This window comes from Bacillus sp. SD088 (assembly GCF_017355205.1).
Taxonomy (GTDB): domain Bacteria; phylum Bacillota; class Bacilli; order Bacillales; family Bacillaceae_C; genus Lederbergia.
Genome location: NZ_JADIJK010000004.1, coordinates 166,284 through 192,802 on the forward strand (window position 1 = coordinate 166,284; position 26,519 = coordinate 192,802).

At 40.2% G+C, this 26,519-nt stretch carries 28 protein-coding genes and 1 riboswitch; of the genes, 8 read left to right on the plus strand and 20 right to left on the minus strand.

The features are described from left to right. Nucleotides 1–11 precede the first annotated feature (11 nt). On the plus strand, nt 12–2,165 hold the full coding sequence (locus IPU53_RS04955) for a cell division protein FtsA (RefSeq protein ID WP_207448492.1): 2,154 nt from the start codon (nt 12–14) through the stop codon (nt 2,163–2,165). Between the two features lie 282 nt (nt 2,166–2,447). Here the strand turns inward: IPU53_RS04955 and IPU53_RS04960 are convergent, their stop codons facing one another. The 4 genes from IPU53_RS04960 to IPU53_RS04975 form a co-directional block, all read right to left on the minus strand. Further along, the gene (locus IPU53_RS04960; protein ID WP_207448493.1) at nt 2,448–2,951 is read right to left on the minus strand and encodes a YtxH domain-containing protein; all 504 of its coding nucleotides are present in this window, start codon (nt 2,949–2,951) and stop codon (nt 2,448–2,450) included. 20 nt (nt 2,952–2,971) lie between these two features. Then, the gene (locus IPU53_RS04965; protein ID WP_207448495.1) at nt 2,972–3,460 is read right to left on the minus strand and encodes a DUF948 domain-containing protein; all 489 of its coding nucleotides are present in this window, start codon (nt 3,458–3,460) and stop codon (nt 2,972–2,974) included. Between the two features lie 245 nt (nt 3,461–3,705). Continuing rightward, a complete protein-coding gene (gene murC / locus IPU53_RS04970; protein ID WP_207448497.1) occupies nt 3,706–5,025 on the minus strand; it encodes a UDP-N-acetylmuramate--L-alanine ligase in 1,320 nt (439 codons plus the stop codon). A gap of 335 nt (nt 5,026–5,360) precedes the next feature. Then, on the minus strand, nt 5,361–7,859 hold the full coding sequence (locus tag IPU53_RS04975; protein ID WP_207448500.1) for a DNA translocase FtsK: 2,499 nt from the start codon (nt 7,857–7,859) through the stop codon (nt 5,361–5,363). Between the two features lie 482 nt (nt 7,860–8,341). On the opposite strand from IPU53_RS04975, the gene IPU53_RS04980 reads away from it, so the two are divergent. Continuing rightward, nucleotides 8,342–8,947: a YhcN/YlaJ family sporulation lipoprotein gene (locus IPU53_RS04980; RefSeq protein ID WP_207448511.1), complete on the plus strand. Its 606-nt coding sequence runs from the start codon at nt 8,342–8,344 to the stop codon at nt 8,945–8,947. Between the two features lie 53 nt (nt 8,948–9,000). Here IPU53_RS04980 and IPU53_RS04985 read toward each other — a convergent pair whose 3' ends face one another. From IPU53_RS04985 to IPU53_RS05010, 7 genes are all read right to left on the minus strand, one after another. Then, nucleotides 9,001–9,237, minus strand: coding sequence for a hypothetical protein (locus tag IPU53_RS04985; RefSeq protein WP_207448513.1), 237 nt, complete (start codon nt 9,235–9,237; stop codon nt 9,001–9,003). A 436-nt stretch (nt 9,238–9,673) separates the two neighbouring features. After that, nucleotides 9,674–10,861: an RNA-guided endonuclease InsQ/TnpB family protein gene (locus IPU53_RS04990; RefSeq protein WP_207448515.1), complete on the minus strand. Its 1,188-nt coding sequence runs from the start codon at nt 10,859–10,861 to the stop codon at nt 9,674–9,676. Nucleotides 10,862–11,157: 296 nt separating this feature from the next. Then, nucleotides 11,158–11,310, minus strand: a complete 153-nt coding sequence (locus IPU53_RS04995; protein WP_207448517.1) for a hypothetical protein — start codon at nt 11,308–11,310, stop codon at nt 11,158–11,160. A 20-nt stretch (nt 11,311–11,330) separates the two neighbouring features. Then, nucleotides 11,331–11,492, minus strand: a complete 162-nt coding sequence (locus IPU53_RS05000; protein ID WP_207448519.1) for a hypothetical protein — start codon at nt 11,490–11,492, stop codon at nt 11,331–11,333. A gap of 249 nt (nt 11,493–11,741) precedes the next feature. Then, complete coding sequence (locus tag IPU53_RS25565; protein WP_396019906.1) at nt 11,742–11,837, minus strand: putative holin-like toxin; 96 nt, start codon at nt 11,835–11,837, stop codon at nt 11,742–11,744. A 158-nt stretch (nt 11,838–11,995) separates the two neighbouring features. Next, the gene (locus IPU53_RS05005) at nt 11,996–12,493 is read right to left on the minus strand and encodes an NUDIX hydrolase (RefSeq protein ID WP_207448521.1); all 498 of its coding nucleotides are present in this window, start codon (nt 12,491–12,493) and stop codon (nt 11,996–11,998) included. 30 nt (nt 12,494–12,523) lie between these two features. Continuing rightward, nucleotides 12,524–13,276: an alpha/beta hydrolase gene (locus IPU53_RS05010; protein ID WP_207448523.1), complete on the minus strand. Its 753-nt coding sequence runs from the start codon at nt 13,274–13,276 to the stop codon at nt 12,524–12,526. A gap of 255 nt (nt 13,277–13,531) precedes the next feature. On the opposite strand from IPU53_RS05010, the gene IPU53_RS05015 reads away from it, so the two are divergent. Next, nucleotides 13,532–13,996 (plus strand): DinB family protein, encoded by a 465-nt coding sequence (locus IPU53_RS05015; protein WP_207448525.1) that lies wholly within the window; start codon nt 13,532–13,534, stop codon nt 13,994–13,996. Nucleotides 13,997–14,055: 59 nt separating this feature from the next. Here the strand turns inward: IPU53_RS05015 and IPU53_RS05020 are convergent, their stop codons facing one another. The 7 genes from IPU53_RS05020 to IPU53_RS05050 all read right to left on the minus strand — a co-directional run bounded on the left by IPU53_RS05020 (nt 14,056) and on the right by IPU53_RS05050 (nt 19,904). Further along, complete coding sequence (locus IPU53_RS05020; RefSeq protein ID WP_207448527.1) at nt 14,056–14,475, minus strand: universal stress protein; 420 nt, start codon at nt 14,473–14,475, stop codon at nt 14,056–14,058. Nucleotides 14,476–14,501: 26 nt separating this feature from the next. Continuing rightward, nucleotides 14,502–15,953, minus strand: a complete 1,452-nt coding sequence (locus IPU53_RS05025; RefSeq protein WP_207448529.1) for a SulP family inorganic anion transporter — start codon at nt 15,951–15,953, stop codon at nt 14,502–14,504. A 327-nt stretch (nt 15,954–16,280) separates the two neighbouring features. Next, nucleotides 16,281–16,883 (minus strand): YtpR family tRNA-binding protein, encoded by a 603-nt coding sequence (gene ytpR / locus IPU53_RS05030; protein WP_207448531.1) that lies wholly within the window; start codon nt 16,881–16,883, stop codon nt 16,281–16,283. Then, nucleotides 16,884–17,705 (minus strand): DUF1444 domain-containing protein, encoded by an 822-nt coding sequence (locus tag IPU53_RS05035; RefSeq protein WP_207448708.1) that lies wholly within the window; start codon nt 17,703–17,705, stop codon nt 16,884–16,886. A gap of 215 nt (nt 17,706–17,920) precedes the next feature. Further along, nucleotides 17,921–18,238 carry a thioredoxin family protein gene (locus IPU53_RS05040; protein WP_207448533.1) on the minus strand — a complete coding sequence of 106 codons (318 nt, stop codon included), beginning with the start codon at nt 18,236–18,238 and terminating at the stop codon, nt 17,921–17,923. Nucleotide 18,239: 1 nt separating this feature from the next. Further along, nucleotides 18,240–19,256 (minus strand): PTS transporter subunit IIC, encoded by a 1,017-nt coding sequence (locus IPU53_RS05045; protein WP_207448535.1) that lies wholly within the window; start codon nt 19,254–19,256, stop codon nt 18,240–18,242. 135 nt (nt 19,257–19,391) lie between these two features. Beyond that, a complete protein-coding gene (locus IPU53_RS05050) occupies nt 19,392–19,904 on the minus strand; it encodes a hypothetical protein (RefSeq protein WP_207448537.1) in 513 nt (170 codons plus the stop codon). 149 nt (nt 19,905–20,053) lie between these two features. On the opposite strand from IPU53_RS05050, the gene IPU53_RS05055 reads away from it, so the two are divergent. From IPU53_RS05055 to ribH, 5 genes are all read left to right on the plus strand, one after another. Next, entirely contained in the window at nt 20,054–20,494 is a 441-nt protein-coding gene (locus IPU53_RS05055) for a YtoQ family protein (RefSeq protein ID WP_207448539.1), read from the plus strand. Between the two features lie 111 nt (nt 20,495–20,605). After that, nucleotides 20,606–20,754, plus strand: a riboswitch (FMN riboswitch). 252 nt (nt 20,755–21,006) lie between these two features. Beyond that, nucleotides 21,007–22,122 (plus strand): bifunctional diaminohydroxyphosphoribosylaminopyrimidine deaminase/5-amino-6-(5-phosphoribosylamino)uracil reductase RibD, encoded by a 1,116-nt coding sequence (ribD, locus tag IPU53_RS05060; RefSeq protein ID WP_313886446.1) that lies wholly within the window; start codon nt 21,007–21,009, stop codon nt 22,120–22,122. Then, nucleotides 22,103–22,747: a riboflavin synthase gene (ribE, locus tag IPU53_RS05065; protein WP_207448541.1), complete on the plus strand. Its 645-nt coding sequence runs from the start codon at nt 22,103–22,105 to the stop codon at nt 22,745–22,747. Before ribD ends, ribE begins: the two co-directional genes overlap by 20 nt. A 15-nt stretch (nt 22,748–22,762) precedes the next feature. Next, a complete protein-coding gene (locus IPU53_RS05070) occupies nt 22,763–23,956 on the plus strand; it encodes a bifunctional 3,4-dihydroxy-2-butanone-4-phosphate synthase/GTP cyclohydrolase II (protein WP_207448543.1) in 1,194 nt (397 codons plus the stop codon). A gap of 12 nt (nt 23,957–23,968) precedes the next feature. Beyond that, a complete protein-coding gene (ribH, locus tag IPU53_RS05075; RefSeq protein WP_207448545.1) occupies nt 23,969–24,436 on the plus strand; it encodes a 6,7-dimethyl-8-ribityllumazine synthase in 468 nt (155 codons plus the stop codon). Between the two features lie 88 nt (nt 24,437–24,524). Here ribH and IPU53_RS05080 read toward each other — a convergent pair whose 3' ends face one another. Then, nucleotides 24,525–25,037: a DUF84 family protein gene (locus IPU53_RS05080; RefSeq protein ID WP_207448546.1), complete on the minus strand. Its 513-nt coding sequence runs from the start codon at nt 25,035–25,037 to the stop codon at nt 24,525–24,527. A 27-nt stretch (nt 25,038–25,064) separates the two neighbouring features. After that, nucleotides 25,065–26,453, minus strand: coding sequence for an NAD-dependent succinate-semialdehyde dehydrogenase (locus IPU53_RS05085; RefSeq protein ID WP_207448548.1), 1,389 nt, complete (start codon nt 26,451–26,453; stop codon nt 25,065–25,067). Nucleotides 26,454–26,519: the final 66 nt, after the last annotated feature.

The following is a 26,519-nucleotide window of genomic DNA, read 5'->3' on the forward strand; positions in this document are numbered from 1 at the left end:
GTGATTTTTCAGTGAAAAAGGAGCGAATTTTCGCTTTAGATATTGGTACACGTTCGGTTGTCGGGCTTATTCTTGAACAAACCGATGATCAATATACAGTACTAGACTTATTTATGAAAGAACATAAAGCAAGGGCGATGCACGATGGGCAAATACATGATATCGTCGCTGTGGCAGAAATAATTACAGAAGTAAAAAGACATTTAGAAGAAAAACATGGAAATTTAACAAAGGTATGTGTCGCAGCCGCTGGTCGCTCATTAAAAACCGAAAGGGCCAAAGCAGAAGTGAATATCACTGGTAAGCCGATGCTTACGAAAGAAGATATCCTGTATTTGGAGCTCTCTGCTGTCCAAGCGTCTCAAGCAATTGTGGCAGAAGAGCAACAGACTGACCATATGCATTCCTATTATTGTGTAGGGTATTCTGTTCTTCATTATTCCATTGATCAAGAGGTAATCGGTAACCTGATTGACCAACAGGGTGAGCTTGCCTCGGTTGACATTATTGCAACCTTTTTACCAAGAACGGTTGTCGATTCATTAATTAAAGCATTAAACCGTGCAAATCTGAAATTAGATGCACTCACACTTGAACCGATTGCGGCCATCAATGTGCTTGTACCTGTCTCCATGCGAAGACTTAATGTCGCCCTCGTTGATATCGGCGCAGGTACTTCAGATATAGCCATTACAAATGAAGGCACGGTTGTCGCTTATGGGATGGTTCCAAATGCTGGAGATGAAATCACAGAAGCCGTTAGTGAACAGCTACTTTTAGACTTCCCTGTTGCAGAAAAAGTAAAACGACAATTATCGGATCAGGATTATGTTCAAGTGAAAGATATTTTGGGCTTTGAAACAGAAATTTCAAAAGATGAAGTGGTCGGACAAATTTTACCAGCTGTTGACAAGTTAGCAACAGAAATTAGCAATGAAGTAAAATCATTAAACAATGGGCTTCCTCCCAAAGCCGTCATGCTTGTTGGGGGCGGGAGTATGACGCCTGAACTGCCTAAACAAATTGCTCTGCTTCTAGGATTACCGGAAAATCGAGTGGCGATTAGAGGCGCCGATGCCATTCAAGGGTTAACCTTTTCCGAGCATATTTCCAATGGACCAGAGAATATTACCCCGATTGGGATTGCCATTTCGGCTCGTAATATGCCAATTAAATATGTATCTTTCACGATTAACGAACAATCTAGTCATATGTTTGCGGTGAAAGAACTAACGGTTTCCGATTGTCTCCTCGCCTCTGGTCTAGCGATAAAGAATCTTTATGGAAAACCTGGTCTAGCTAGCTTTATAACATTAAATGGGCAATCATTAACCTTACCAGGTACCTATGGGAAAGAACCGATCATTCTAAAAAATGGGCTAGAATGTCAATTGGATGATATTGTGCACGATGGCGATCAACTTACGGTGGAAAAAGGAGCAGATGGTATTCGAACTTCAGTAAAGATCAAAGACTTACTTGATGATGTTCCAGAGAAATTGGCAATGATTAATGGGCAAAAATATCCTGTTCACATGCGGATCAGCCGAAACGGCCAAGAGACCGATCTACATGCTGTGATTCAAGATGGAGATGTGATTCACACAAAATATCCTGAAACTATTGATGAACTTATCCACATCCTGCAATTGGATGAACTGTACTCTCTGCTCCGTCCTTTCAGAATAAAAATGAATGGAAAGGAAATGTTTTTTCCCTATTTTTCCGGGCAAATATTGCTCAATGGAAATGAAGTAACAAGTCATGAGAAACTGCCCAATCATATCGAACTAACCATTGTACAAAAGATGATCCCAACCATTCAAAATCTAAGCTTACTTCTTCAACACTCCATTCATCGTTCTATTACTGTTTTCTATGAGGAGCAACCAATTACGGTTCAGAAAACAGCCGTTGAGTATATGAGGAATGGTATCCACTTAGATCCTGACACCACCATAAATGATGGAGATCAGATTGAATACAAAGAGAATCCGAATGATGGTTTTATATTTCAAGTTATCTTTCAATATGTAGAAGTCCATAAACCAGAAGAGGCAAAAGGCAACTTTTCCTTAAAAATTAATAGCAATGAGGCTACTTTTTACTCACCGATTCGTGATGGAGACCATTTAGAAATTGTTTGGCCGATCAGGGCAAATTGATAACAATGACGCAAGTATAGAACAAAAGCGCAAGCGCCCGTTTAGCGACGTACAAACTTTTTAGGGTTCTGACGAGATAAAGGAAACACCATGAGCTTGGAAAGCGAATGGATGTTGACTTATCGTAGGAAGAAACCGAAAGTTTGCTAGTCGCTGGGCGCTGGAGCTGGATGTCAAGCCGCAACGTAAACAGTTATCCACAGGCCAAGAATTTTATAGTTTCCTTAACAATAAAAAAGACGAAGAGCTTTCCGCTCTTCATCTTTTTGCTGATAGAAGAAATTACTTTTTAGCCATTTCTTCTTCTTTTCTCTCAATTTCATCGCTTTTTGCTTGGACTGCCGAATCTGCTTGGTCGACACCTTTTTCTACTTGATCAGCAGTCTGTTCTACATTTTCGTTAACCGTTTCTTTCCATTCATCTGCCGTATCTTTCACAGATTCAGCTACTTGCTCTGTTTTATCCTTTACAGTTCCACGTAGCTTTTCCGTTGTTTCTTTCACCGTATCTGCAACATTACTGCTTTTTTCTACAGCAGCTTGACGAAGTTGATCGGTCTTTTCTTTCGCTGTAGCAGTTAATTCTGTTCCTTTTTCCATCACTGTTTCTTTCCATTCTCCAGACTTGTCCTTTAATGTTTCCACTTGGGTTCCAATGTCTGTTCTTAATTCTTTCCCCGATTTTGGTGCCATTAGAAGCGCAGTTGCTGCTCCTACAATACTACCTACCACAATTCCAATCATAAAATTACTCGTTGTATTTGTATCTTTTTGCTCATTTGTCATTTTACTCTTCCTCCTTATTATTAGTGACTTCGCTCCCATTTCGGTGCAGGGATTGCTTTTGGAGCAGTCGATTTTTGTTTTCGCGAAGACTCATGCTTGCCTTTTTCACCAAACCATTTATCTTTTATTTCTTTAAATGCTGCTCCCCATTGTACGACTTGGGCTATTTTCTCCTGATTTCTATTCATTGATGATGAAATCGAGGTTGTAACCTTTTTTAGAGAATGGTTCAACTCTTGGACCGTTCCACCTACCTCTTGTACTGCATTGACAACAGTATCCAACCTCTCTACTTTGCCCTGAATATCTTCCGCAAGACTATTTGTCTTATGTAGTAGCATCGTGGTTTCACCTGTTACACCTTCAAGCTGTTTGTTTAGACTGTCCAATGTGTGAGATACGCTTGCCATCGTCCCCTTTAGTTCATTCAATGTTCTCATCAAACTGATTACGAGGAAAACAAAGGCAATCGCTATAACAGCCACACTTAAATATAAAATTATGATCACGTGTCCAACACCTCCTATGTTCATTTGTCTATACCCTTTGAAGTAAAAATCTAAACTTCCTTCACTAAATAAACTTCGTCATAAATAGATATAATTCCTTCCTTTTCCTTAAAATTTGTGAAAAAGGTCATATATTGTTTAATTTATGCTATTTCAAATGATCTATTCAAGAAAAGAACAAAAGCGCAAGCGCCTTGAACTAGTAAGAAAAAGCCTGGAGCATTTTCCAGGCTTTTTCTTCTCAATTATTGTGCCTTCCTCAACTGTTTGGCTAAAAAATTCTCATATTCCAATTGAAACTTTTGAATATCACCAGCGCCCATAAATAAAATCACCGCTTGATCATGTAAACTCAATGAAGAAGTGTCATGCTCATCGAGGATTTCAGCCCCGTTAATTTGCGTCTGTAAATCCTCGATGGTTAATTTCCCATGATTTTCTCGGGCAGAGCCAAAAATATCACATAAATAAACTTTATCTGCTTCACTTAAGCTTTCGGCAAACTCTTGTAAGAAAGTTTGGGTTCTGGTAAAAGTATGTGGTTGAAATACAGCAACAACCTCTCGCTCAGGGTATTTTTGCCTAGCAGCGTGAATCGTTGCCCTTATTTCTGCCGGATGATGTGCATAATCATCCACCAAAATTTGATTCCCTACTTTTGTTTCTGTAAACCGCCTTTTCACACCATTAAAGCTTTTGAATTGTTCTTTTAAAATGTTCACATCAATATCTTCATATTGACATAAAGCAATAACAGATAAGGCATTTAAAACATTATGTTCGCCAAACAAAGGAATTTCAAAAGTTGCATGAAAATTGTTTCTCACATACACATCAAAGGATGTTCCATTCGAAGACGTTTGAACATTACGAGCTTGAAAATCATTTTCTTCTCTAAATCCGTAATATACAACCGGTGCTTTCGCTTGGATTTTTTGCAAGTAATCATCATCACCATATGCAATAATGGCTTTGTTCACTTGCATAGCCATATCCTGAAATGCTGAGAACACATCATCGATATTCGTGAAATAGTCAGGATGGTCGAAATCAATATTCGTCATAATCGCATAATCCGGATGATAGGCTAAAAAATGTCTGCGATATTCGCATGCTTCGAATACAAAATACTCCGCATCCTTCACTCCAGAACCTGTTCCATCACCAATCAAAAACGACGTTGGTTTAGCGCCGCCGATCACATGAGCCATCAATCCTGTTGTCGATGTTTTTCCATGTGACCCTGTCACTGCAATGCTTGTAAACTTTTCCAATAGCTCTCCTAAAAACGCATGATAACGAATCACGGGAATCCCTAATCTCTCCGCTTCTTCAATTTCTTCATGCGTGTCCGGAAAAGCATTTCCTGCAATCACTCTCATATTCGATTTAATATTTTCACGATCAAAAGGTAAAATAGTAATATTTGATTTTTCCAAAGATGCTTGAGTAAAGAAATACTTCTCCACATCCGAACCCTGTACATGATATCCCTTATCATGAAGAATTTGTGCAAGTGCGCTCATACCTGAGCCTTTAATACCTACAAAATGGTATATCGTCATTTTAGAACCTCCAACATACGTATCTCTATTCTTATCATATGAATTAAAACCTAAATTGGCTAAAATCTTTCAACATGCTTCTCATTAGCCAACGAGACAGACTTTTCAATTCCTTTTCACCATTCATTACATACTCATGTATTTATTAATATCCAACCATTTATCAGGTTGTATGTAAAAAAAAATCAGGAATTTCATTTCCATTCCAATATTATAGCATTATTCATCTTACATGACTATCACACAAAAATTGATGCAAGCCGGTCCTAGAAATCAAGCCGAGTAAAAGAGAGTAACAAGCCCTTCTCTCTTCTACTCAGGCAGATCATTTGGAATCATGAAATCGTTTCTTGTAAGGACTCCCATTCACTTTCTGTCATTAAAACATCCCGAGGCTTACTCCCCTTTGCAGCGGAGATCACACCTTGTTGTTCCATCATATCGATCAATCTTGCGGCTCGATTATAACCGATCCGAAATTGTCGTTGTATCATGGAGGTGGATGCACTACCTTGTTTCATCACAAATTCACATGAGGCAAAGTATAATTCATCTTCTTCCTCTTGAACTTGAGTTTTCTTTAATAGTTCTTCCTGCTCAAACAGATAGTCGGGTTCACCTTGGGCGCGCACATGTTCAATCACACGATCGATTTCTCCATCAGAAACAAAGGTTCCTTGTAAACGAACAGGTTTTGAGGAACCACTTCCTAAAAACAACATATCGCCGCGACCCAGTAATTTTTCAGCGCCGCTAATATCAATAATCGTCCTTGAGTCCACTTGAGATGAAACAGAAAAAGCAATCCTTGTAGGGACATTTGCTTTAATGAGACCAGTAATCACATCAACAGATGGTCTTTGGGTCGCAATAATTAAATGGATCCCACAAGCTCTAGCTTTTTGAGCGATCCGACAAATCGATTCTTCTACATCATGTGGTGCCATCATCATTAAATCTGCAAGTTCGTCAATAATAATAACGATATAAGGTAATTTTTCATTAAAGCGCCGATTTTCCTCAGCCAATTCATTAAAACGACCAATATTCCGAACTGAAGCATGGGCAAATAGCTCATACCTACGTTCCATTTCTTCGACTGCCCACTTAAGAGAAGCGGTCGCAGCCTTTACATCTGTAATAACAGGACTGACCAAATGAGGAATATGGTTATATGGTGCTAGTTCAACCATTTTCGGATCAATAAGTAGCAATTTTAGTTCATCTGGACTAGCTTTATACAGCAAGCTTACCAAAATGGAGTTAATGCACACACTTTTTCCAGAACCTGTAGCCCCTGCAATAAGACCATGAGGCATTTTTTGTAAATCCGTGACAATTGAATTCCCCGAAATATCCAGTCCAAGCGCAGCTGTTAACGGAGATTCAGACTCTAAAAAGCTAGGGTCCCCAATGATTTCACTTAACTGCACAGGTCTACTATCTTGGTTGGGAATTTCAATACCGATCGTTCTTTTCCCGGGTATAGGCGCCTCCATCCGAATATCTCGAGCCGCCATACTTAGCTTAATATCATCACTTAGATTAGTGATTTTATTAACTTTTACACCTCGTTCGGGTTGCACTTCAAATCTCGTCACAGAGGGCCCTTGACTAACTTGAACGACCTGTGCTTGAACATTGAAATTGGCAAGTGTTTCGCTTAACAAAACCTTCTGTTCCTCAAGCCATTCCTTATTATTAACTTTTGAAACAGGGGGTTGCAAGAGAGATAACGCAGGATGATTATACGTTTCTAACGCTTCTTCTTGTTCATCCTCCAAAAATATGGGAGGACGTTGGGGCGTCTCTCTCTCCTTTGTATGCTTCACAGTCTCGATTGCACGGCTTTCCAACTCTTCAGCTCTCTCCTGTAAAGCGGGTTGGCTGTATTCCTTTTTAATTAGTGGCTGTTCTCGCTTTTTTTCTTGTCTTTCACGCAAACTTTTCCGGTCGTTTTTTAACATAAGTACATTAAACGGCATAGCCGCACGAGTCGTTTCTCTTTTGGCAGGTCTACTAGGCTCCTCTTCGGCACAACTTGAATCCTGCTCAACTGATGTCTGCTCCTGTTCAAGTTCTATTGACTCTTCCGGCTTTTCATCCTCTATTTCCGCAAAACTTGGCTCCTCGACTGGTTCTCCTTCGATGATGGGCTCTGAAGACGCGATCCCCTCTTCAGCTTCCATCTCGATTTCATCCGATATAGGCTCTAATTCTTCGTCTGCTTCTTCTATTACAGGATGCAAAAATAGCTCAGGCTCCCTCGTTGTCTTCTCATCCAACTGTAATTCCGTTTCAGTTTCCGGAGTTAAAAAGGTTAAAGGGAGAACCGTCTCCTGCTCTTCTGTATTTAAAGAGTTCTCTGGTTTTATTTTATTTTCGTTATTCTTTAAAAAAGAATCCTGTAGCTCATACTCCGTACTATTCTTTTTCGGCCGTTGATAACCAAAAATCGGCGATGGTATATGGCTTGGACGAAAAGGTTGTTTTAATTGGCTTTCAACTTTTTTATTTTTTGGTTTTTCCACTTTTTCATGTTGTACTTTATTCTTTGAATGTTCCATTTCTGTCTTCTGCATGGAAGATCTTTCGTATTTTCTCTCATTTCGCTCTCTATAGTCACTTTTTGGTGTTCCTTTGTTAGGTGGAACTTGTTTGTCAGGTGGGTCTTGCATCAATGGAAAACGAAAATTACCTTTTGGATATTGATACGTCATTCTCGTCTCCATAGTGGATGAGGTGCGACGCGTATTGTCCATTTCTCTAGGTTGTTCTTGTTCATCAATCTCTTCATTCACAAATTTTGAGATAAATCTTTTAAGCCAGGACATCCTATCCCTCTTTCACTGTCATTTATAAGAAAAGCGCAAGGCGCCTTGCTCAGCCCCGACAAGCAAATGTTCTGAGACAAGAAAAGTCCGGTTTTGACTTTTATTGGCTCAGGTTATTTGACCTCGAGGGGCTAGGCGCTGGAGCTAGATCAAAACACTAGCCAAAATTTTATACTTTCTTATCTTTTAAGAAAAGCGCAAGGCGCCTAATATAGATGAACGGCTAACTGCGCGACATCCTGTCACTTCGTCTGTACTAGTAACATCCTGTACGTCACAACACCGTTCTGGCCCTAATCCTGTGGGCCTCCGACAAGCAAATATTCATAAATATTGGTGCTTGCCGCTAGAGCAAAATCCTACACTAAGCAAATTCCTCTTTTTTTAAAAAATCCGCTTGTACCATTATAACAAATCTCACGCATAAAAATTGAGGAAAAAGGAACATTATAAAAGAATCACATTAATAAGGAGGTTTTTTAGTGAAGATTGTCAAATCGATTGCTGTTGCCGGTATCGCTTCTATGATGCTTATGGGCTGTGGTGCAAATGATAATAATAAAGATCAAGTCGCGGATAATAATGGCCCTCTTGATGTTAACTACGATACACGTAATCGGAATAACACAAGAGACGATCTAACTTATAGAAATAATGGGACCAGAGATGGATATGGCACAACAAATGTTGGCGATAATCGCGATCATGTTGGCAATAATGACCGAAATGATGGAAACAACATGAATAATGATCGCCAAGTTGATGTGGCTGACGACATTGCTGATGAAGTATCTGACTTGAAAGAAGTCGATCGTGCGTATGTACTGAAAACAGGCAAAAATGCTTATGTAGCGGTAAAACTAACGAACGATCAAAATGATAAATTAAGCGATGATGTCAAAAATAAAATTGCCGATCGTGCGCGCAAGGCAGATGATAATCTAGATAATGTATTTGTTTCCGAAAACCCGGATTTCTTTGGGCAAATGCGCGGATACCGTGACGAACTAAATAATGGCAACCCTGTTAGTGGTTTCTTTGATCAATTTTCTGATACAGTAGAACGCGTTTTCCCTTCATCAAGATAAGAAAGAATAGCCGACCAAAGTAATGGCACCATTGCGACGGTCGGCTATTTGGTTCAAAAGAAAATACCAATGATGACTAATGCTCCTAAAATAAGTCCTCCAATTGTCCCAATTACTTCTTTGTCCAAAATCTTTTGTGGCTGAGGTGTAAAGTACTTAATATCCTCAATATCTGTCTCTAATTTTTTGACGGTTTCTTGTAGAGATCTTATTTCTTTCAATAGTTCATTTTCCTGAGTTGCTGAAACCACTCCCTCTTCCTTTGTTGCAATTTCATTCTTTTCTTCCATCCATGCCTTCCCTCTTTCTAACTAAAATAGATTCTTGGCAATCGCCGTGTTAGATGGTACAAGGTTTTCTTGTACTATTTTTTACTTCTTGGATATGTCACTTTTTTGTATCACCGTTGATGTCCGTTCCTAGCGGACGCTTTCCGGGAGTATCTCACCGGCCCCACGGAAAGCGAGCAACTGTAGCGGAAATCAACCAGGCACTATCTTGGTAGACAAGTTTACCAAAGCATTCTTATGAACCTCCCGCCACTTAAAACATTCCGTTTTTGAAGTGGGGGTTTCCTAACAAATTAATGGAAACGCTCCAACAAAGAAAGTGGGTGACACTCTCTTTTTACGAGCTCTCGTAGGAGTCGTTTTCATTATCTACATTAGGCAACTACTTATCTAAAGATAAGCAGGGTCGGAACTGACCATCTACTACTTCCTGCCATTAGGCAATCCGTAGATACTTTGTACTTTTCAGACTGAAATCAAGCACTTTGATTTCTCCGTAAAATGTTTTGGCGAAGAAATTGGATGCCCCGTGAATATCGCGATGGTTCGAATATCCGCAAGTACATGTATAAATTCTTGAAGATACTTTTCGTCTCTTCGAACAACAAGGACATTGTTGCGTTGTAAAGCTTTCATCATATTTGTCGATTGACATTCCTACTGCCTCTAATTTATAGGTAAGATAGGCATAGACTTTTCCAAAAGACCAATTGGATAGTTTTTGATTTGTTGTTCTACGACGAACTCTTTTCTTTTTACGGCGGAATGCGTTGCGTTGAACCCCGTCAACATGGCCGAAAGCAACTTCTTTTATTTCATTTTCAATGCACCAATCGACAAATTGCTTCGTCGTTTTGTGAAGGGCATCTTGAAGTTGTTGGTTGCTTTTCGAGAGAACATAGCGTTTCGCTCGATTGTATTTTTTCCACTGCTTCGAACCTTTTGTGCACTTACTCATTTTTCGTTGCAGTTCTGCCAGTTTTTTATTACGCAGCCGATGAATGGAACGGATTTTACGACCTGTGATGAGGACATTTTCACCATTCTCCGCAACGGCCGCTATCGTATGAACCTCCCCAACATCAATAGCTGAACGGTTCACAAAGGAATTTTCTTTCACTTCTTGTCCATCTTTATAAGTAATGGATAATTGCAGTTGTCGGTCAAAAATCAGTTCGATTTCTTTGATTGGGCCTTTTGGTAATTCTTTTATCCAAAGAATAAGTGGTGCTTGTCTTTTGCCTTCAAAGTCACCCATTGATAATTGGATTTTTCCATTTTCAAAGACTTTGAAACCATTGTTTGCCCACTTCGTATTGAAATGGCTTTTCCGTTTGTACGGGTATTTATTTTTATGTCCCGCTTTCCTGGCTTTTAATGCCGCATCACGTGCAAACAGATATTTATGGCAAACGGCCTGTACGGATTGAGAATGAAGTGAGAAAATCCCCTTTGTCCCTTTCTGTAGCGCACTTTTGGTGATCCACTTTCCCGTTTTCAAATGGGTTTCTTTCGCAAGTTCTAGACATCGATTCCAAACTTCTCCCGAAATTCGGTTACACTGGAACAGACGGTCAATGGTTCCCTTGCTGGCTCGGAACGCTGTCTTCATACAGCGAATCATTTCTATCCCTCCATGTGATGATATACTTTTATTATACCACATTTAGAAACAGGCGTTCGCAAAAATATAAAATATAAGAGCAAGTATTCATCTCCCACCTACATCTTTCAGGTGTTGAGGAAGGAGACTTCTGTCTAGGACCGTTAAAAAATTACATTTGTGACGCTTTTTTGAAAAGGTTTTGAAAAACGCATACCGAAACTTCAATAAACCCTTGATTCCCAGTAAACTTTTGGTCATTCGGCGGATTTACACCTTGAAATTCCGAGAGTCTATCTAAAATCTTATATATATGGTTAGTTTTTCCCTAATACAACGATCAGAAAGGTCGCGACTGGTCCTAATAACAGTGAAAGTAAAAACCAGCCTAATCCACTTCTATTCTTGCCTTGTGCTAACCCTGCATTAATTAATGCTAATGTTCCCCAGCCAACAAAATAACCTTCCATCCTTCTCTCCCCTTTCCAAATTACTTCTGATTATTGGATCCTTCAAAAGCCAAGCCGATCCCAACACCAATAGCGATCCCTATAGCAATATTGTCCATGGCCGTTCCAATTGCCAAACCAATCGCTATCCCTATAGCAATACCACTTCCACGGAATTTATTCTTTTTATTTTCTGCAGCCATCTTTTTCTCCCTCTCGTTAAAAGCCTTTGTTAAATATACGGTTTTAGAAGAAAAAGGATTCAAAACATTGGATTTAGGACTTAAAGTCACTATGAAAAGACCCGGTCGCTATTTTGAAACTTCACTGGTTTGCACATCCATTCTTTCAGGGTTTACTATACGTAACATAACATAAACTAAAGAAGCCATTTCAATGCTGGTACATCGAAATGGTTCTAATTAGCAGATTCCCATTTGGGGGTCAGCACACTAAAACCGCCAAAACTCAAAGGGCGGTTTTAGTTTTTTATGGAATGACAGGATAGCAATGATCAAAGTTCCAAATGCAAGCATTAAAGAATTGATTCATACACTGGCATAGGGCATTACTTCCCCTCATATCTGGAGGCATAGATGTGCCGACCGCCCTATGGTTCTGCTAGTTTTTAGTATGACATAAGAAAAGATATTATTATCAATATAAAGGGCAAGGCTCTTCATCGGTTGAAAAGGTACTCCCCAATCTACTTCAAAACTGAACAATTTAGAGCTGTTTTCATAATTGCCTCATGTGTCTTATTCCAACCTTTATAATAGTCAGCCACATCAATTGGATTGATAAGGATTCTTTGATTCGATTCATACTTCCCCTCAAATGGAAGCAACTCTGTAAGATCCATTCGGTAAAACACCTGGTAGCCAACTAGTGGATAAGGACTTTGTGCATTCCATTGCTCATTCTCAGAATGATTCACCTCTATTGCTCCAAGAAAGGTGCATAATCCTTTTACATAGGCTTCTTCCAACACTTCACGTTTCACACAATCTTCTGGGGTTTCTCCCGCTTCGATATGCCCGCCTGGAAAATCCCAGCCCCTCTCCTTCAGATCAACTATCAGGAGTTGCTCATGATCAAAGCAGAAAGCATGAACACTTGTGATTAACTTTCTTTCAGGAAGTTCGGTAGTAGGAAACCAGGTAAGTTTTACTCTTCCTCCCCAATCGACATAGGAAACTGTCATATGCCTCCTCCTTCCAAGTTGCCTAAGAAATTATAGCTTCACAAAATCGACAATGGTCTCAATCACTTCTTTTTCCCAATAATAGGAATTAAACGTATGATCTCCCTCATGGATAGTATGTAATGTAGCTTGGTCACCATAACATTTCTCGATATATAAATTTGACACTTCATACGGAACTGCCTGGTCCTTTGTTCCGTGTATAAGCAGAACTTTTCCTTGATAGGATGCAGCTCGATTCCATACATCAATCGTCTTGAGATCATCGTTAAAAGCAGAACCAACGAGGTTTCCCGCGTGATCATAAGCATCCTTACTCTCAATATAAGGTGTTGATTCTCTTCTCGCCTCCATGGAAGCTTTAATGGTTCCAGCGGGAGCCATTAGGATCAATCTCTCCACTTGCTTCTGTAATTCTCCTGCTAATAAACTGGCAACGAGTCCGCCCATACTTAAGCCCAAAACCACAATCCGATTTTCGTCAATCTTCGGATGCGTTTTCACATAATTAAAAATCGTTCTCGCTTCATCTACTTCCTTACTTACTGTCATATTTTCAAAATCTCCGTCGCTTTCCCCACTTCCGAGAAAATCAAAGCGAAAGCTGGCAAACCCTTTCTTTTCTAACGCTCGGGAAATTTTTAAAAACAAACGATGAGGCTCTAATTTATTACCTGTAAACCCATGGAATAACATAACAGCTGGCAATTTCTCTCCTTCTGGAATATGTTCCATTCCTCTTAATTGCATCCCGTTATGGGTAATGCTTATAGCTTTTTGCATCTAATAACTCCCCTTCTTTTCATTTTCCCCCGTTAATTGGGGATGACAGACGCTCTCCCACGATAACCATCATTGGAGGATGAAGGCCATAATAATAGTAGCTTCGCTTTATATGTTTTATGAATATTTTACCATATTTATTTTATTTACGCGTTTATTTCATATGTAACCATTCTGTAATTTAATAATTATAGCAAAATATCGAAATATGTCCTATGATGGAAATATAAGTAAATTTATGGGAGGTAATGGGATTTGGGTACCTTAAGACAATTTGCTTTTGCACGCTCGAGTACAATTCGAACATTAGAACAAATTTCTGAAAACAAATGGGGGCAACAACCTGAAGGATTTTCCAATACAATCCTTTGGAATGCTGGTCATATCTTTGTCGTGACGGAAACTTTATTAGGCAAATCGGATGCGAGCTATGTCATTCAAAATCCCAAATGGTCCGAATTTTTTGCCTCTGGTACTCGTCCAGCAGATTGGTTTGAACCCCCGGCTAGCCCCAATACTGTTCTCGATTCTCTAAGGAATCAGAAATCGAGAATAAGAGAAGACTTTTTTGGAAAAACAAGCCAACCCGCTGCAGAGCCCTTTTCGATTGGCTCTCATTTGATGGATACATCTTCTAGCTTGATCCAATTTGCCACATGGCATGAAGGAACACATCTCGGGATCATTCAATCGCTTGATAAAGTGATAGAAGACGCATAAAAAACAAACTCTTCAAGCTTCTGCCTGAAGAGTTTTTTATCGTCAATCTACTAATCTTACTACTTCACAATCAATACAGGACATTCAACTCGCTTAGCAATTTTATGACTGACACTACCAAGCACCATTTCTTGTAAGCTATTTAACCCCCGACTTCCAACAACTACTAGGTCACAGGATTGCTTGTTGGCGTATTCGACAATGACAGGTCCTGGATCTCCATGCAACATGGTTGTTTTATACTTAACGCCCTCTCGCTTAAAATATTCTTCTATTGGAAGTAACTTTTGACGTCTTTCAAATTCTAAAACTTCAGGGTCTTTACTGTGAAGGATATCGGATTTCGCTTTAGAATAATCCATCACAAAGACAATTTCTACTTCTACTTCATTTGATAGCATCGCGATTTTTACAGTTTCTCCCGCCGCTCGCAATGAGTATTCGGATCCATCTGCGGCTAATAAAATTCTTTTATACACGTACTACTCCTCCTCTAAAGTGAAACTCAAACGTCCACTTTACTATGAATGGCCAAGCGTTTAACTAGATTTGAACTCAGCTTGTCGAAACCAGTTAACTGAATACTTTTACCACTTTCTTCCAATTTTAAAACAATTTTATCAATTGCTGCAACCCCAGAGTCATCCCATACATGTGCTTGACTAAAGTCAATCACAATTTCTTTCTCAGGAGTATGCACGTCAATCGAATCAATCAACTCCTCTACAGAAGCGAAGAAGACTTGTCCGTTGACTGTATAAATTCGCTTATTGTCTTTCTGCGTTGAGCTGATTTTTAATTTCGAAATCTTAACAACAAAGAAAACAGCACTTAGAATTACGCCGGCTAATACACCTTTGGAAAGATCGCCCGTAGCGACAACCGTAATGACGGTTACGATCATCACAATTGAATCTGTGATTGGGGTTTTGCGTAGATTTTTCAAGGCTGCCCAATCAAATGTTCCAATAGAAACCATGAACATAACCCCAACGAGTGCAGCCATCGGGATTTGCACAACCACATTTCCAAGTACAAGAATTAAAAATAGCAGAAAGGCACCCGCCACAAAGGTTGAGAGTCTTCCTCTTCCACCAGATTTTACATTAATGACAGACTGCCCTATCATGGCACATCCAGCCATTCCACCGAAAAATCCTGTTACAATATTTGCAATTCCCTGTCCCCGTGTCTCACGATGTTTATTGCTTGATGTATCTGTCATATCATCGACAATCGAAGCAGTTAATAAGGATTCCAATAAACCCACTAATGCGAGCGAAAGAGAATAAGGAAAGATAATTTTCAATGTTTCAAAATTAAAAGGAATATCCGGGATTAGAAAAGTAGGCAAAGCAGATGTCAAATTCCCCATATCACCTACCGTCCGCACACCACTATTCGTTAAAATCGCAATGATCGTAATGACGATGATCGCAATCAAGGGGGAAGGTACGGCTTTTGTTAGTTTAGGAAATAAATAGATAATCGCTAAAGCGCCTGCGACCATAAGATACATAGACCATTTTTCACCAACAAAATGTTCTAGTTGTGCCATAAAAATAAGAATGGCTAGGGCATTAACAAAGCCAATCATAACAGAGCGCGGGACATACTTCATAAATCTTGCCAATTTAAAAACACCAAATACAATTTGCAGCACACCTGTTAAAATCGTAGCCGCGAGTAAATACTGTAATCCATGATCTGCCACTAGTGAAACCGCCACCAAGGCCATCGCCCCTGTAGCAGCCGAAATCATCGCTGGCCGACCACCGGCAAACGAAATTACAACCGCCATGGTAAAGGATGCATATAGCCCCACCATCGGATCCACACCAGCAATAATGGAAAAGGCAATGGCTTCTGGGATCAGGGCGAGAGCCACCACAATGCCTGATAAAATATCCCCCTTCACATTCCCAAACCATTGTTCTTTTAGTGAATAAGTTTTCAAACGAACACCTCTATTATATTGTATTCGACCTTGAACTCTCATCAAAGTCAAGCCACTCAAAATTTTACCATAATAAAGGACTTTCGCAAGCCATTTCTGAATTAAGAAAAGCGCAAGCGCCCGTTTAGCGACGTACAAACTTTTTAGGGGCCTGACGAGATAAAGGAAACACAGTGAGCCTGATAAGGCGAGCTGATGTTGACTTATCGTAGGAAGGCACCGAAAGTTTGCTAGTCGATGGGCGCTGGAGCTGGATCAAGCATTAGCCAAAATTTATACTTTCTTACCTTATAAAAAAGAGAGGCTCTTTCTGCCTCTCTTGATTCGTTATGATTGAAACGCTTGTCCAACTTCATAGGCAGCTGCCTCTAGTACCAAAATCCCCTTTTCCTTAGGGGCATTCGGCAAGTCTAATTCCTTGGCAGAACAAATCATTCCGCTTGATGGAACCCCTCGAAGCTCTGCATCTTTAATCATCATTCCACTTGGCATGACAGCACCCACTTTTGCCACAACTACTTTTTGTCCTGCATCGACATTCGGTGCGCCACAAACAATTTGCAGTTCCTCTGTCCCTACATCGACCTTGCAAATATTTAATTTATCTGCATTTGGATGTTTCTCTTTTGTTTTTACAAACCCGACAACAAATTTTGGAGTGAAATCTGCTTCAAGTTGCTCGTCAAAGCCATTTTTCATGATTGCGGTATTGATTTTTTCCACAAGCTCTTCCGTTAATTCCACTTGTCCATTGGCTTCCACTTGCAGATACCCGGAAGCCTGAAAAAGATTGAAGCCGCTCGTTTGCTTGGTCTTTTCATCAAAAATCCGCGCCACATCGCCTTTACGTTCAAAGGTCGGATGGTCCGTTTCTTGAATAGCGATTAATAAAGTATCGCCAACCCCTTTTAAGTTATAGAAAACATTCATTTATTCCTTCTCCTTCTCCTTCTTCTTGGACTTTTTTTGATCTTGTGCCAGGATAAAAATTGGCTCCAGCTTTCCCTCTTCATATGTAAAGGATAACGCCGTAATAGGCACTTTTCCAGTTGTAAAAAAACTCATCGTTAATTCGGATAAAATATCATAACCGGTTGTATTGCGAATATCCCCAATGATTAGTACATCCTGATGAGGGACGGCGACAATCATGTCTCCCTCAATGGTTTCTGCTTTTTCTTGCAAAAACTTTTCATTTAAAATCCGGCTGGCATCATAGCCATCATTGGTATTTAAGAAGTAAAAATCATTTCCACGCAATGTATCTTTTTTCAGTTTCACAGGAAGGGAACGAACATTAAAGCGCGCCATTTCCCGCACTTTTTGGGGATCAAGCCTTTCTTTTTTTATAATGTGCTCATCCAACAGGCGATACGTCTTCCCAAGATCAAGCGCATAATAAATTCTTGTTTCTGCGGTATGATCATCTGTAAAAAACGGTACACCCTCCCCAGTTTCTTTCGGGAATGACGTTGAACGAATAACAGGATAGATTTTCTTCTCCTGACCAGCGACTTCTTGATCTTTGCCCATCACTTTGAGCGCCTCTTCCACGTAATACTCCACTTCATCAATCGCCTTGTCGTTACGCACATGCCACTTGGCAACCAGAGGAGACAAGGCAATATCCAGTCCTTTGCCCGTTTCTTCATTTTCAACACGCACTGTTTCCGTTTCTCGATCATATTTGAACAAACGCCCCGGCTGTTTAAGGCGCTGTTCCAGTGCTCTTCTCATTTTCTTTTCATCCATTTTCATACCACTCCCCTCCTTTGGGACATTACATTATGTTTATTTTACACAAAATAGGCCAGAGTCTCAAAGTTTGGGAATGAAGATTTTCTTTCTCCACACAAAAATCCAGTCCTGCGATATATAAGACTGGATTCTTTGATTCATCGTAGATATTTCCATATCATGCCTCCCTGTTTTAAATTATTCAGGGAGTAAGGGGTCTTCTTACTTCATTATTCCGCAAGTTCATTGATAAAGTCTTCGATTTCTTCTAAGGTCTTCCGGTCCTTGCTCACGAAGCGACCTGCTTCCTCACCATTATGGAAGGCAACAAAGCTTGGGATCCCAAAGATATCCAATTGACTACAGAGATCAATAAATTGATCACGATCCACATACTTGAATATATACTCTGGGTAATCCGCCTCTAATCTTGGCAAGAACGGCTCAATAAAGGTACAATCTGGGCACCAATCAGCAGAAAACATAAAGATCGCCCGTTCTTCCTTTTTCAATTGTTCAAATTCTTCTATGGATTGTAGTTTTTCCATTTTATTTCCCTCCAGTATTGATTAGCATTTGACCTGGTTTGATCCAGCCCATTTTCCTCATAAATTCTGATAAACATAAGCTTATCACAGCTGGAGCCAAAAGATGTAATACAATGACTTGGACTAGCACTGTGATGGAAAAACCCATTGTTTGAAAGGTCATGATTTGGCCGACAAATCCACTCGTTCCCATGCCAGCTCCTGCTGCATTACTTGTCATCGGCCAAATGGTCGTAGCAAACGGTGCGATCACAATCCCCGCAACTGTTGGTGGAATTAAAATCAAGGGATAGCGGATAATATTCGGCACTTGTAGCATAGATGTACCAATCCCAATCGCTAACAATCCACCCATCTTGTTCTCACGAAAGCTAGACACCGCAAAACCAACCATTTGTGCGCAACACCCAATCGTTGCTGCCCCAGCTGCCAATCCACTTAAATCAAGCATAAGCGCGATAGCTGCGCTTGATATTGGCGCTGTTAATGCAAGTCCCATTAAAGTCGCCACAAGGATTCCCATTAAAATTGGCTTTTGCTCTGTTGCCCAGACAATCCAGCTGCCGAACACGGTTAAGAATTGTCCGATCGTTGGCCCAATAAATTTTGCGACCAGAAAACCTGTGAAAATTGTCACAAAAGGAGTCACAATAATATCTATTTTCGTTTCCTTACTGACAAGCTTCCCAATTTCAACCGAGATGAGGGCCGCAAGATAACTCCCCACTGGTCCTCCTCCAAGGGCATCTCCTGCTGCACCAGTGGCGACCGCTGCAAAGATCACAAGTGGTGGTGCGCCAAGCCCAACCGCAATCGCAGCTCCGATTGCCGGTCCCATTAACTCCATTGCCACTTGGCCCATTTCTACAAAAAGCGGCCAACCCAGTTGCTCACCAACTGTTTTTATAATTAAGCCAATAATTAGAGAGGAAAATAACCCTAACGCCATATAACTCAAGGCATCGACTAAATAAGTTTTAACTGAAACCCGTACACCCTTCTTTTCTAAAAACCCCATCTCCCTGCCCCCTTGTCAACCATTATAATTAACTAGTGTAAAGACAGTTATCGTTTTTGTCTATCCTTTTTTTAAAAAAACATCTCCAGAATGCAAAAAGAGGGCCACCTACTAAGGCCCTCCCCGTAAACATCTCTATTCTACCCGGCTTGAACGAACAATATCCATTAGAAGTTTTGCATCTTCGGATACATTCTGTACAGCTGATTCAGTCGTTGCTTTTGTTCCACCAATTCCAGCAGTTACTTCATAAGTCTCTTCTTCTTCGATTTCTGTAATGACGAGATAGCCAAAACGATCATCTTTAGTAAATGTCTGATTGATAATTAAGGAATCGTCAGTATCGATTAACAAATTATATAAAGCTTGACTATCTTCCTCTTCGTTTGGGTTATAAAAAAGGATATAAGGATGGTCTTGCTTATCAAGTATAATATTATTGGGTTTATCATCTTTTATCGACATGCCAGAAGGTAAATAGAACGCAATCGATTGTATCTCTTGATTTGCTTCTTCCGGCTCTTTATCAAAAGCCTTTTCGGCTTGTTCTACAGCTTTTCTCTGTTCTTTATCAATGGATGCTTCACAAGCAGCAATGAGTAGCATACTACATAGCATCATTGCACAGGTCATCGCTTTTTTAAACATTTTGTTTCCCCCTAGACCTAAAAAATCTAGTTCCATCATACTATTAACAAAAATACATTGACAAGCCTTTCACAAGAAATTCCTTTTGTAGGCATATCTGTCAAGAAACTGCTAAAATGGAAGTTATATCATATAAGGAGGGAATCAGTTTGAGATTAATCGTTTATCTAGCTGGTGAAATTCATAGTGAATGGCGGTCAGACATTAAGAAAAAGGCGGAAACTTTAGATCTCCCCATTGATTTTGTTGGACCCATGGAAGATCATGATCGCTCAGATGGGATTGGTGAAGAAATTCTTGGCGAGCAACCAAATGCCGTGTTTCGTGATGCCGCTGCTTCAAGTTTTAATAACCTGCGCACAGAGGTCTTATTGAAAAAAGCAGATATCGTAGTCGCTCTTTTCGGAGAGAAATATCGACAATGGAATACAGCAATGGATGCAAGTACCGCGATAGCGATGAATAAACCCCTTATTCTAGTTCGGCCAGAAGGATTACATCATCCTTTAAAAGAGTTATCAGAAAAAGCCAATATAACCGTGGAAAATGTGGATCAAGCTGTAAAAGCTTTGTCTTACATTTTTGAATAAACGAATATTCCATGATCTCCTTTGGGGAGAAATCAGAAGTTCGAGGAAAATTTGTTATTTTTCCTCTTGATTCTTTGTTAAGCAGTATGATAACCTGTTTTGTAATCGAATATATTCCTTCGGGGCAGGGTGAAATTCCCTACCGGCGGTGATGGGCAATCATGCTCTTAGTCCGTGACCCGGATGCTTTTTATAAGCAGAAGGTGGATTTGGTGAAATTCCAAAACCGACAGTGAAAGTCTGGATGGGAGAAGGAGAATCTAACAAAGTCTATTTTTCTATGCGTTTTTTTAAGCATTTATTCAGTTGTTTTCTGTTTTATTAGTACATGTTCAAAATGGAAGTTAAAAAGTTTACTCTATTTTTTGAACGGCTGCTATTCAGAAACGCTGAAAGTCATTTGTAGACCTATGTTTATTTAAGTGTGTCTAAAAGCCCCGTTACTATGTTTGCGGGGCTTTTTTATTTTCATTCGTTCGTAAGGAATACTGATAATGGAGTGTTGACAGGTTGTGTTAAAGGAAAATTATATGGAGTTAGCCTTATCCTTAGCGCGCACAGTTGCGGGTCAGACATCACCCAATCCCCCTGTAGGGGCGGTTGTCGTGAAGAACGGCCAAGTCATCGGCATGGGCGCACACTTAAAGGCTGGTGAGGCTCATGCAGAACAGATAGCCCTGCAAATGGCTGGAGACGAGGCTCGTGACGCAGATCTTTACGTTACTTTAGAGCCTTGCGCCCATATGGGAAAAACTCCTCCATGTGCAGATGCCGTAATAGCTTATGGAATTAAACATGTATGGATTGCAGCCCAAGATCCCAATCCCCTTGTTGCAGGTAAGGGGATTCAACGCATGGAAGAGGCCATGATTCAAGTGGATGTTGGTCTCTGCAGGCAAGAAGCTGCCCAACTATATGCACCATTTTTTCACTATATTCAAACAAAACAACCTTACGTTACGATGAAAATAGCAATGACATTAGACGGAAAAATAGCTACAGCAACTGGAGATAGTAGATGGATCACAAGTGACCAAGCACGACTTGATGTTCATTTACTTCGAGCTGCACATGATGCGATTTTAGTCGGTGTGCAGACGATTCTTCACGATGACCCTCTTCTCACCACCAGATTGCCCCAAGGTGGAAAAAATTCTATTCGAGTTATTTTAGATACACATTTGCGGACACCAATCAATAGCCAAATCGTGCAAAACGATGAAGCAACAACGCTAATTTTTTGCGGACAGCAAGCGGCAAGCAAAAGACAACAACAGCTTGAACAAGGAAGCCAGGTTAAAGTCGTCCGCTTGGCAACTGAGAGAATTTCTGTTCCTGAGATTTTAAATGAATTAGCGAAGCACAATATTATGACGTTGTTGGTTGAAGGTGGAGCAACGATACATGCTGCCTTTTTAAAATTACAAAAAATCCAAAAGGTTATTGTCTATGTTGCCCCCAAATTATTAGGAGGAAAACAATCCCTCTCATCGATTACAGGTGAAAATCTACTTTCCATGTCAGAAGCTCGTTCTTTCACATTTGAAAACGTAGAAATGATTGGCCCTGATATCAAAATCACAGCTTTACCAAAAGGAAGTGAACAAAATGTTTACAGGGATCATTGAAGAAATTGGCATCATTGCACAGATTCAAACCCGACCACAATCTCTAAAGTTGGAGATTACAGCTCATACTATTTTGCAAGATATGGAGCTAGGGCACAGTATTGCTGTGAACGGTGTCTGCTTGACGGTCACTCATTTTTCCTCTGATCATTTTAGCGTAGATGTGATGCCAGAAACGTTTCACACCACCTCTTTACAAAGATTAAAAACTGGTAGTGTTGTCAATTTAGAACGTGCTCTTTCACTTCAAGATCGGCTTGGCGGCCATTTTGTTACAGGCCATGTGGACGGAATTGCGGTTGTGCATTCAAAGTCCAAAGTGGAAAATGCTTTATACATGACACTCTCTGTTCCTGATGAATGGAGGATGTATTTATTACCGAAAGGCTCCATCGCATTGGATGGGACTTCGTTAACGATTTTTAAAGTGGAAGACAATCAGGTGACCATTTCTCTGATTCCCCATACCCAAGAAAAAACAGGATTAGTGAACAAAGAAATCGGGGATGTAGTCAATTTGGAATGTGATGTATTGGGAAAATACGTAGAACAGATGGTATTTCAAACCAAGGAAAAACAGCAAAGTTTGACAAAAGATTTCTTGCAACGTAACGGATTCTTTTAAGGAAAGGTGACAAACATGTTTGATTCAATAGAAGATGCCATAAGCGACTTACAAAAAGGCAAAGTTGTGATTGTTGTGGATGATGAGGATCGAGAAAATGAAGGCGACTTTATTGGTCTAGCTGATCTAGTCACCCCCGAGATGATAAATGTAATGGCAAAGTTCGGAAGAGGACTTATCTGCGTCCCTATTATAGAGGAAAAAGCGCAACAGCTCGAATTAAAATTAATGACTGATCAACCTACAGAAGGTTATGGAACAGCCTTTACGATTAGTATTGATCATTGTTCTACCCGTACAGGTATTAGTGCGTTTGAACGAGCAAAAACGATCGAAGCAATGATGAAAAAGGAAGCTGGGGCACAAGACTTTGTTCGACCAGGGCACATTTTTCCTCTTATTGCGAAAAATGGCGGTGTATTACAACGTAAAGGGCATACGGAGGCTGCCGTCGATCTTGCTAAATTAGCAGGACATTCACCAGCCGGAGTGATTTGTGAAATTATGAATGATGATGGGACGATGGCACGCACACCAGATTTACAGCTTATAGCAAAGGAATTAGACCTTAAACTGATTACAATTCAAGATTTGGTAGATTACCGGGAACAACAAGAATCTTTAATCATTCGCGAAACTGAAATTAATCTGCCAACAGAATATGGTCATTTTCGACTAGTTGGTTATTCGGAGAAGATAACAGGACAGGAACATCTTGCCCTTATAAAAGGTGACCTGCATACAGATGAACCGATATTGGCACGTATTCATTCCGAATGTTTGACAGGTGATATCCTCGGTTCCCATCGTTGTGATTGTGGCCCCCAACTTCATGCTGCCCTTGAGCAAATAGAAAAAGAAGGGCGCGGGATACTGCTGTATATGCGGCAAGAGGGACGTGGAATTGGCTTGATCAATAAATTAAAAGCATACAATTTACAAGAGCAAGGATTCGATACAGTGGAAGCCAATGAAAAATTAGGCTTTGCAGCAGATTTACGTGATTATCGACTAAGTGCAGAAATTTTAAAAGAATTAGGTGTTCAAAATATACGATTGCTAACAAATAATCCGAAAAAGATTGCGAGTATAGAAGACTGTGGAGTAAAGATTATCGAACGTGTTCCAATCCAAATGCCAATAAAGGAAGAAAATCGTCGATACTTACAAACAAAAAAAGAAAAACTAGGACATTTATTCATATTTTAGGAGGAATTATGTATGGGAAATGTATTTGAAGGTCATGTTATTGGAACAGATCTAAAGATTGGGATTGTCGTAGGTCGATTTAATGAATTTATTACAGGCAAACTTTTATCAGGTGCTAAAGATGCATTCAAACGGCATGGAGTCAAAGAAGAAAATGTGGATATCGCTTGGGTCCCAGGAGCTTTTGAAATTTCGCTTATTGCAAAAAAACTAGCAGATTCAGGCAATTATGATGCGATTATCACCCTCGGAACTGTGATCCGCGGGGATACTCCTCATTTCGATTATGTATGTAATGAAGCCGCAAAAGGTATTTCACAGACAGGGTTGCAGTCTGGTATTCCTGTGATCTTTGGTATTCTCACGACTAATACAATTGAACAAGCGATTGAGCGTGCTGGAACAAAAGCCGGTAATAAAGGTTGGGATACTGCAGTAGCTGCCATTGAGATGGCGAATTTGACGAAACAACTTAGCTAAAACAGAGTAAAATGTTCCGTAATATATTGGTCAAGTAAGAAGCCATTTTGCCAATGAAGCAAAATGGCTTCTTGTTAATTCACATACTTTATAACTGATATTGATACTGCCCAACTAATAATTTCATAATATGTGTAAACATTAAATCGCGCGTGACCATTCCATTGGTAAAGACACCAATTGCTCCTTCGCCATGACGGATGTTTTCACGTTGACAGAAATCATCCATCACAAGACCAAGTTCTTCGCCATTTCTGAGTCTTACGGCAATTTCCTCTGGGAGCTTAATCCGGGCTCCTCCTGCTACAAGTGTTTCCTGATCCCTTGCCGCCAGAGCACCCCAATTGATTAGAAAGAGGCCTGCCGGTGTTTCCGTTACACCTCCCTCTAAGCCAATGCCGAGCTCAATATCTTGTTGGCGGGCACAGTATTCCGCGCGATTCATCGCCCCCTTCATTGTTTCTTCATCTGAAAAAGGCATACTACTTACTTCAGATAGGGCATCGATTGGATAAATATCAAACTCTATTTCTGTTGCTTGTAAAACATTCTCAACCGCTGTTAATTTTGCTTTGTTTCTAGATCCTACCGCTATTTTCATTCCCATAAACCTTCCTTGCTCAAAATGTTATAGACCACCAATCGACAGATATTTCGTCTCTAGATATGGTTCAATCCCTTCAATTCCACCTTCTCGGCCTAGTCCACTTTCCTTCATCCCCCCAAAAGGAGCATGAGCAGCAGATGGACCACCGTCATTCCAACCAATAATCCCAAATTGCAAATGATCATGTAAATAATTTCCCACTCGGTAATCATTTGTGAAGAAATATGCCGCTAAGCCATATGGCGTACCGTTCGCTAATTCCACCGCTTCATCTAATGTTTTATAGCCAATAATAGGCGCAACAGGTCCAAATGTTTCTTCATGCATAATTGTCATCTCTGTTGTCACATTCTTTAGAACGGTCGGCTCGACAAAGAAACAGCCTTTTTCTTCATTTACTTGGAACTGATTGCCAACTAGCACCTCAGCTCCTCCTGCAATTGCATCTTCAATTTGTTCGACGATTTTGGTATAACCTTTTTCATTAATAATCGGACCAATATCAATGCCTTCTTGCAAACCATTGCCAACCTCAAGTTTTTTCACTTCCGACACAAACTTTTCCGTAAACTCATCCAAAATCCTTTCATGAACAATGATTCGATTTGCACATACACAGGTTTGCCCCGCATTTCGGAATTTAGCGGCAACGGTTTGTTGAACAGCCAGTTCAATATCCGCATCTTCTGCCACAATTAAGGGCGCATGTCCACCAAGCTCCATCGTCACATGCTGGATATTTTTGGAACTATTCTCAATCAATTGCTTTCCAACTGCAGTCGACCCTGTGAACGTGATTTTACGGATCAGTTCACTACTCGTAAAAATTTCACCAACGACCTTTCCTTCTCCTACGACGTATTGAATCGCTGCTTTCGGAATCCCGACTTCGTGCGCATAATCAATAAATTTCATACCTGACAAGGGGGTTTCTGATGCTGGCTTAACAATAAAAGTACAACCAGCCGCTAAGGCAGGTGCGGCCTTTCTTGCCATCATCGCTGTTGGGAAATTCCAAGGGGTAATGGCTGCTACAAGGCCAATCGGTTCTCTTGTCACAATGATTCGTTTTGAGCCAGTATTAGCTGGAATGGTCCGGCCATAGACTCGTTTCGCTTCCTCCGCATACCAATCTAAGTACGCGGTAGAATAATCAACTTCACCTCTTGCTTCATTTAATGGCTTCCCGTTTTCTGCAGTCATTAATTTCGCTAATTCTTCTTTATTCTCTTGTATTTTCGCACTCCAAGCTAGAATGAGCCTAGCCCTTTCATGTGCATCTACTTTTGCCCATTCTTGAAAGGCCTGATGCCCTCGGGCAATCGCTGCTTCGATCTCATCATTTGTTTGCATATTGAGTGTTTCGATTACATCACCAGTCGCAGGATTTGTGACATCTATGTTTGACATAAATCAAAACTCCTTTCAATCGTTTCATCTATTTCTATATTCCCTAATTTTAACAAAATTATCGTA

Bases quoted from the DNA above. Each gene is read 5' to 3' on its own strand.
- ytpR (WP_207448531.1), bottom strand. From the start codon at position 16,883: ATGAATGTTTTCTATAACTTAAAAGGGGTTGGCGATACTTTATTAATC.
- ribH (WP_207448545.1), top strand. From the start codon at position 23,969: ATGGGAAATGTATTTGAAGGTCATGTTATTGGAACAGATCTAAAGATT.
- murC (WP_207448497.1), bottom strand. From the start codon at position 5,025: ATGACGATATACCATTTTGTAGGTATTAAAGGCTCAGGTATGAGCGCA.
- IPU53_RS04975 (WP_207448500.1), bottom strand. From the start codon at position 7,859: ATGTCCTGGCTTAAAAGATTTATCTCAAAATTTGTGAATGAAGAGATT.
- IPU53_RS05080 (WP_207448546.1), bottom strand. From the start codon at position 25,037: ATGAAAATAGCGGTAGGATCTAGAAACAAAGCAAAATTAACAGCGGTT.
- IPU53_RS05005 (WP_207448521.1), bottom strand. From the start codon at position 12,493: ATGACAGTTTCCTATGTCGATTGGGGAGGAAGAGTAAAACTTACCTGG.
- IPU53_RS05070 (WP_207448543.1), top strand. From the start codon at position 22,763: ATGTTTGATTCAATAGAAGATGCCATAAGCGACTTACAAAAAGGCAAA.
- IPU53_RS05085 (WP_207448548.1), bottom strand. From the start codon at position 26,453: ATGTCAAACATAGATGTCACAAATCCTGCGACTGGTGATGTAATCGAA.
- IPU53_RS05000 (WP_207448519.1), bottom strand. From the start codon at position 11,492: ATGGCTGCAGAAAATAAAAAGAATAAATTCCGTGGAAGTGGTATTGCT.
- IPU53_RS04985 (WP_207448513.1), bottom strand. From the start codon at position 9,237: ATGGAAGAAAAGAATGAAATTGCAACAAAGGAAGAGGGAGTGGTTTCA.
- IPU53_RS05050 (WP_207448537.1), bottom strand. From the start codon at position 19,904: ATGTTTAAAAAAGCGATGACCTGTGCAATGATGCTATGTAGTATGCTA.
- IPU53_RS05045 (WP_207448535.1), bottom strand. From the start codon at position 19,256: ATGGGGTTTTTAGAAAAGAAGGGTGTACGGGTTTCAGTTAAAACTTAT.
- ribE (WP_207448541.1), top strand. From the start codon at position 22,103: ATGTTTACAGGGATCATTGAAGAAATTGGCATCATTGCACAGATTCAA.
- IPU53_RS05010 (WP_207448523.1), bottom strand. From the start codon at position 13,276: ATGCAAAAAGCTATAAGCATTACCCATAACGGGATGCAATTAAGAGGA.
- IPU53_RS04990 (WP_207448515.1), bottom strand. From the start codon at position 10,861: ATGATTCGCTGTATGAAGACAGCGTTCCGAGCCAGCAAGGGAACCATT.
- IPU53_RS05035 (WP_207448708.1), bottom strand. From the start codon at position 17,705: ATGGATGAAAAGAAAATGAGAAGAGCACTGGAACAGCGCCTTAAACAG.
- IPU53_RS05040 (WP_207448533.1), bottom strand. From the start codon at position 18,238: ATGGAAAAACTACAATCCATAGAAGAATTTGAACAATTGAAAAAGGAA.
- IPU53_RS04960 (WP_207448493.1), bottom strand. From the start codon at position 2,951: ATGACAAATGAGCAAAAAGATACAAATACAACGAGTAATTTTATGATT.
- IPU53_RS04995 (WP_207448517.1), bottom strand. From the start codon at position 11,310: ATGGAAGGTTATTTTGTTGGCTGGGGAACATTAGCATTAATTAATGCA.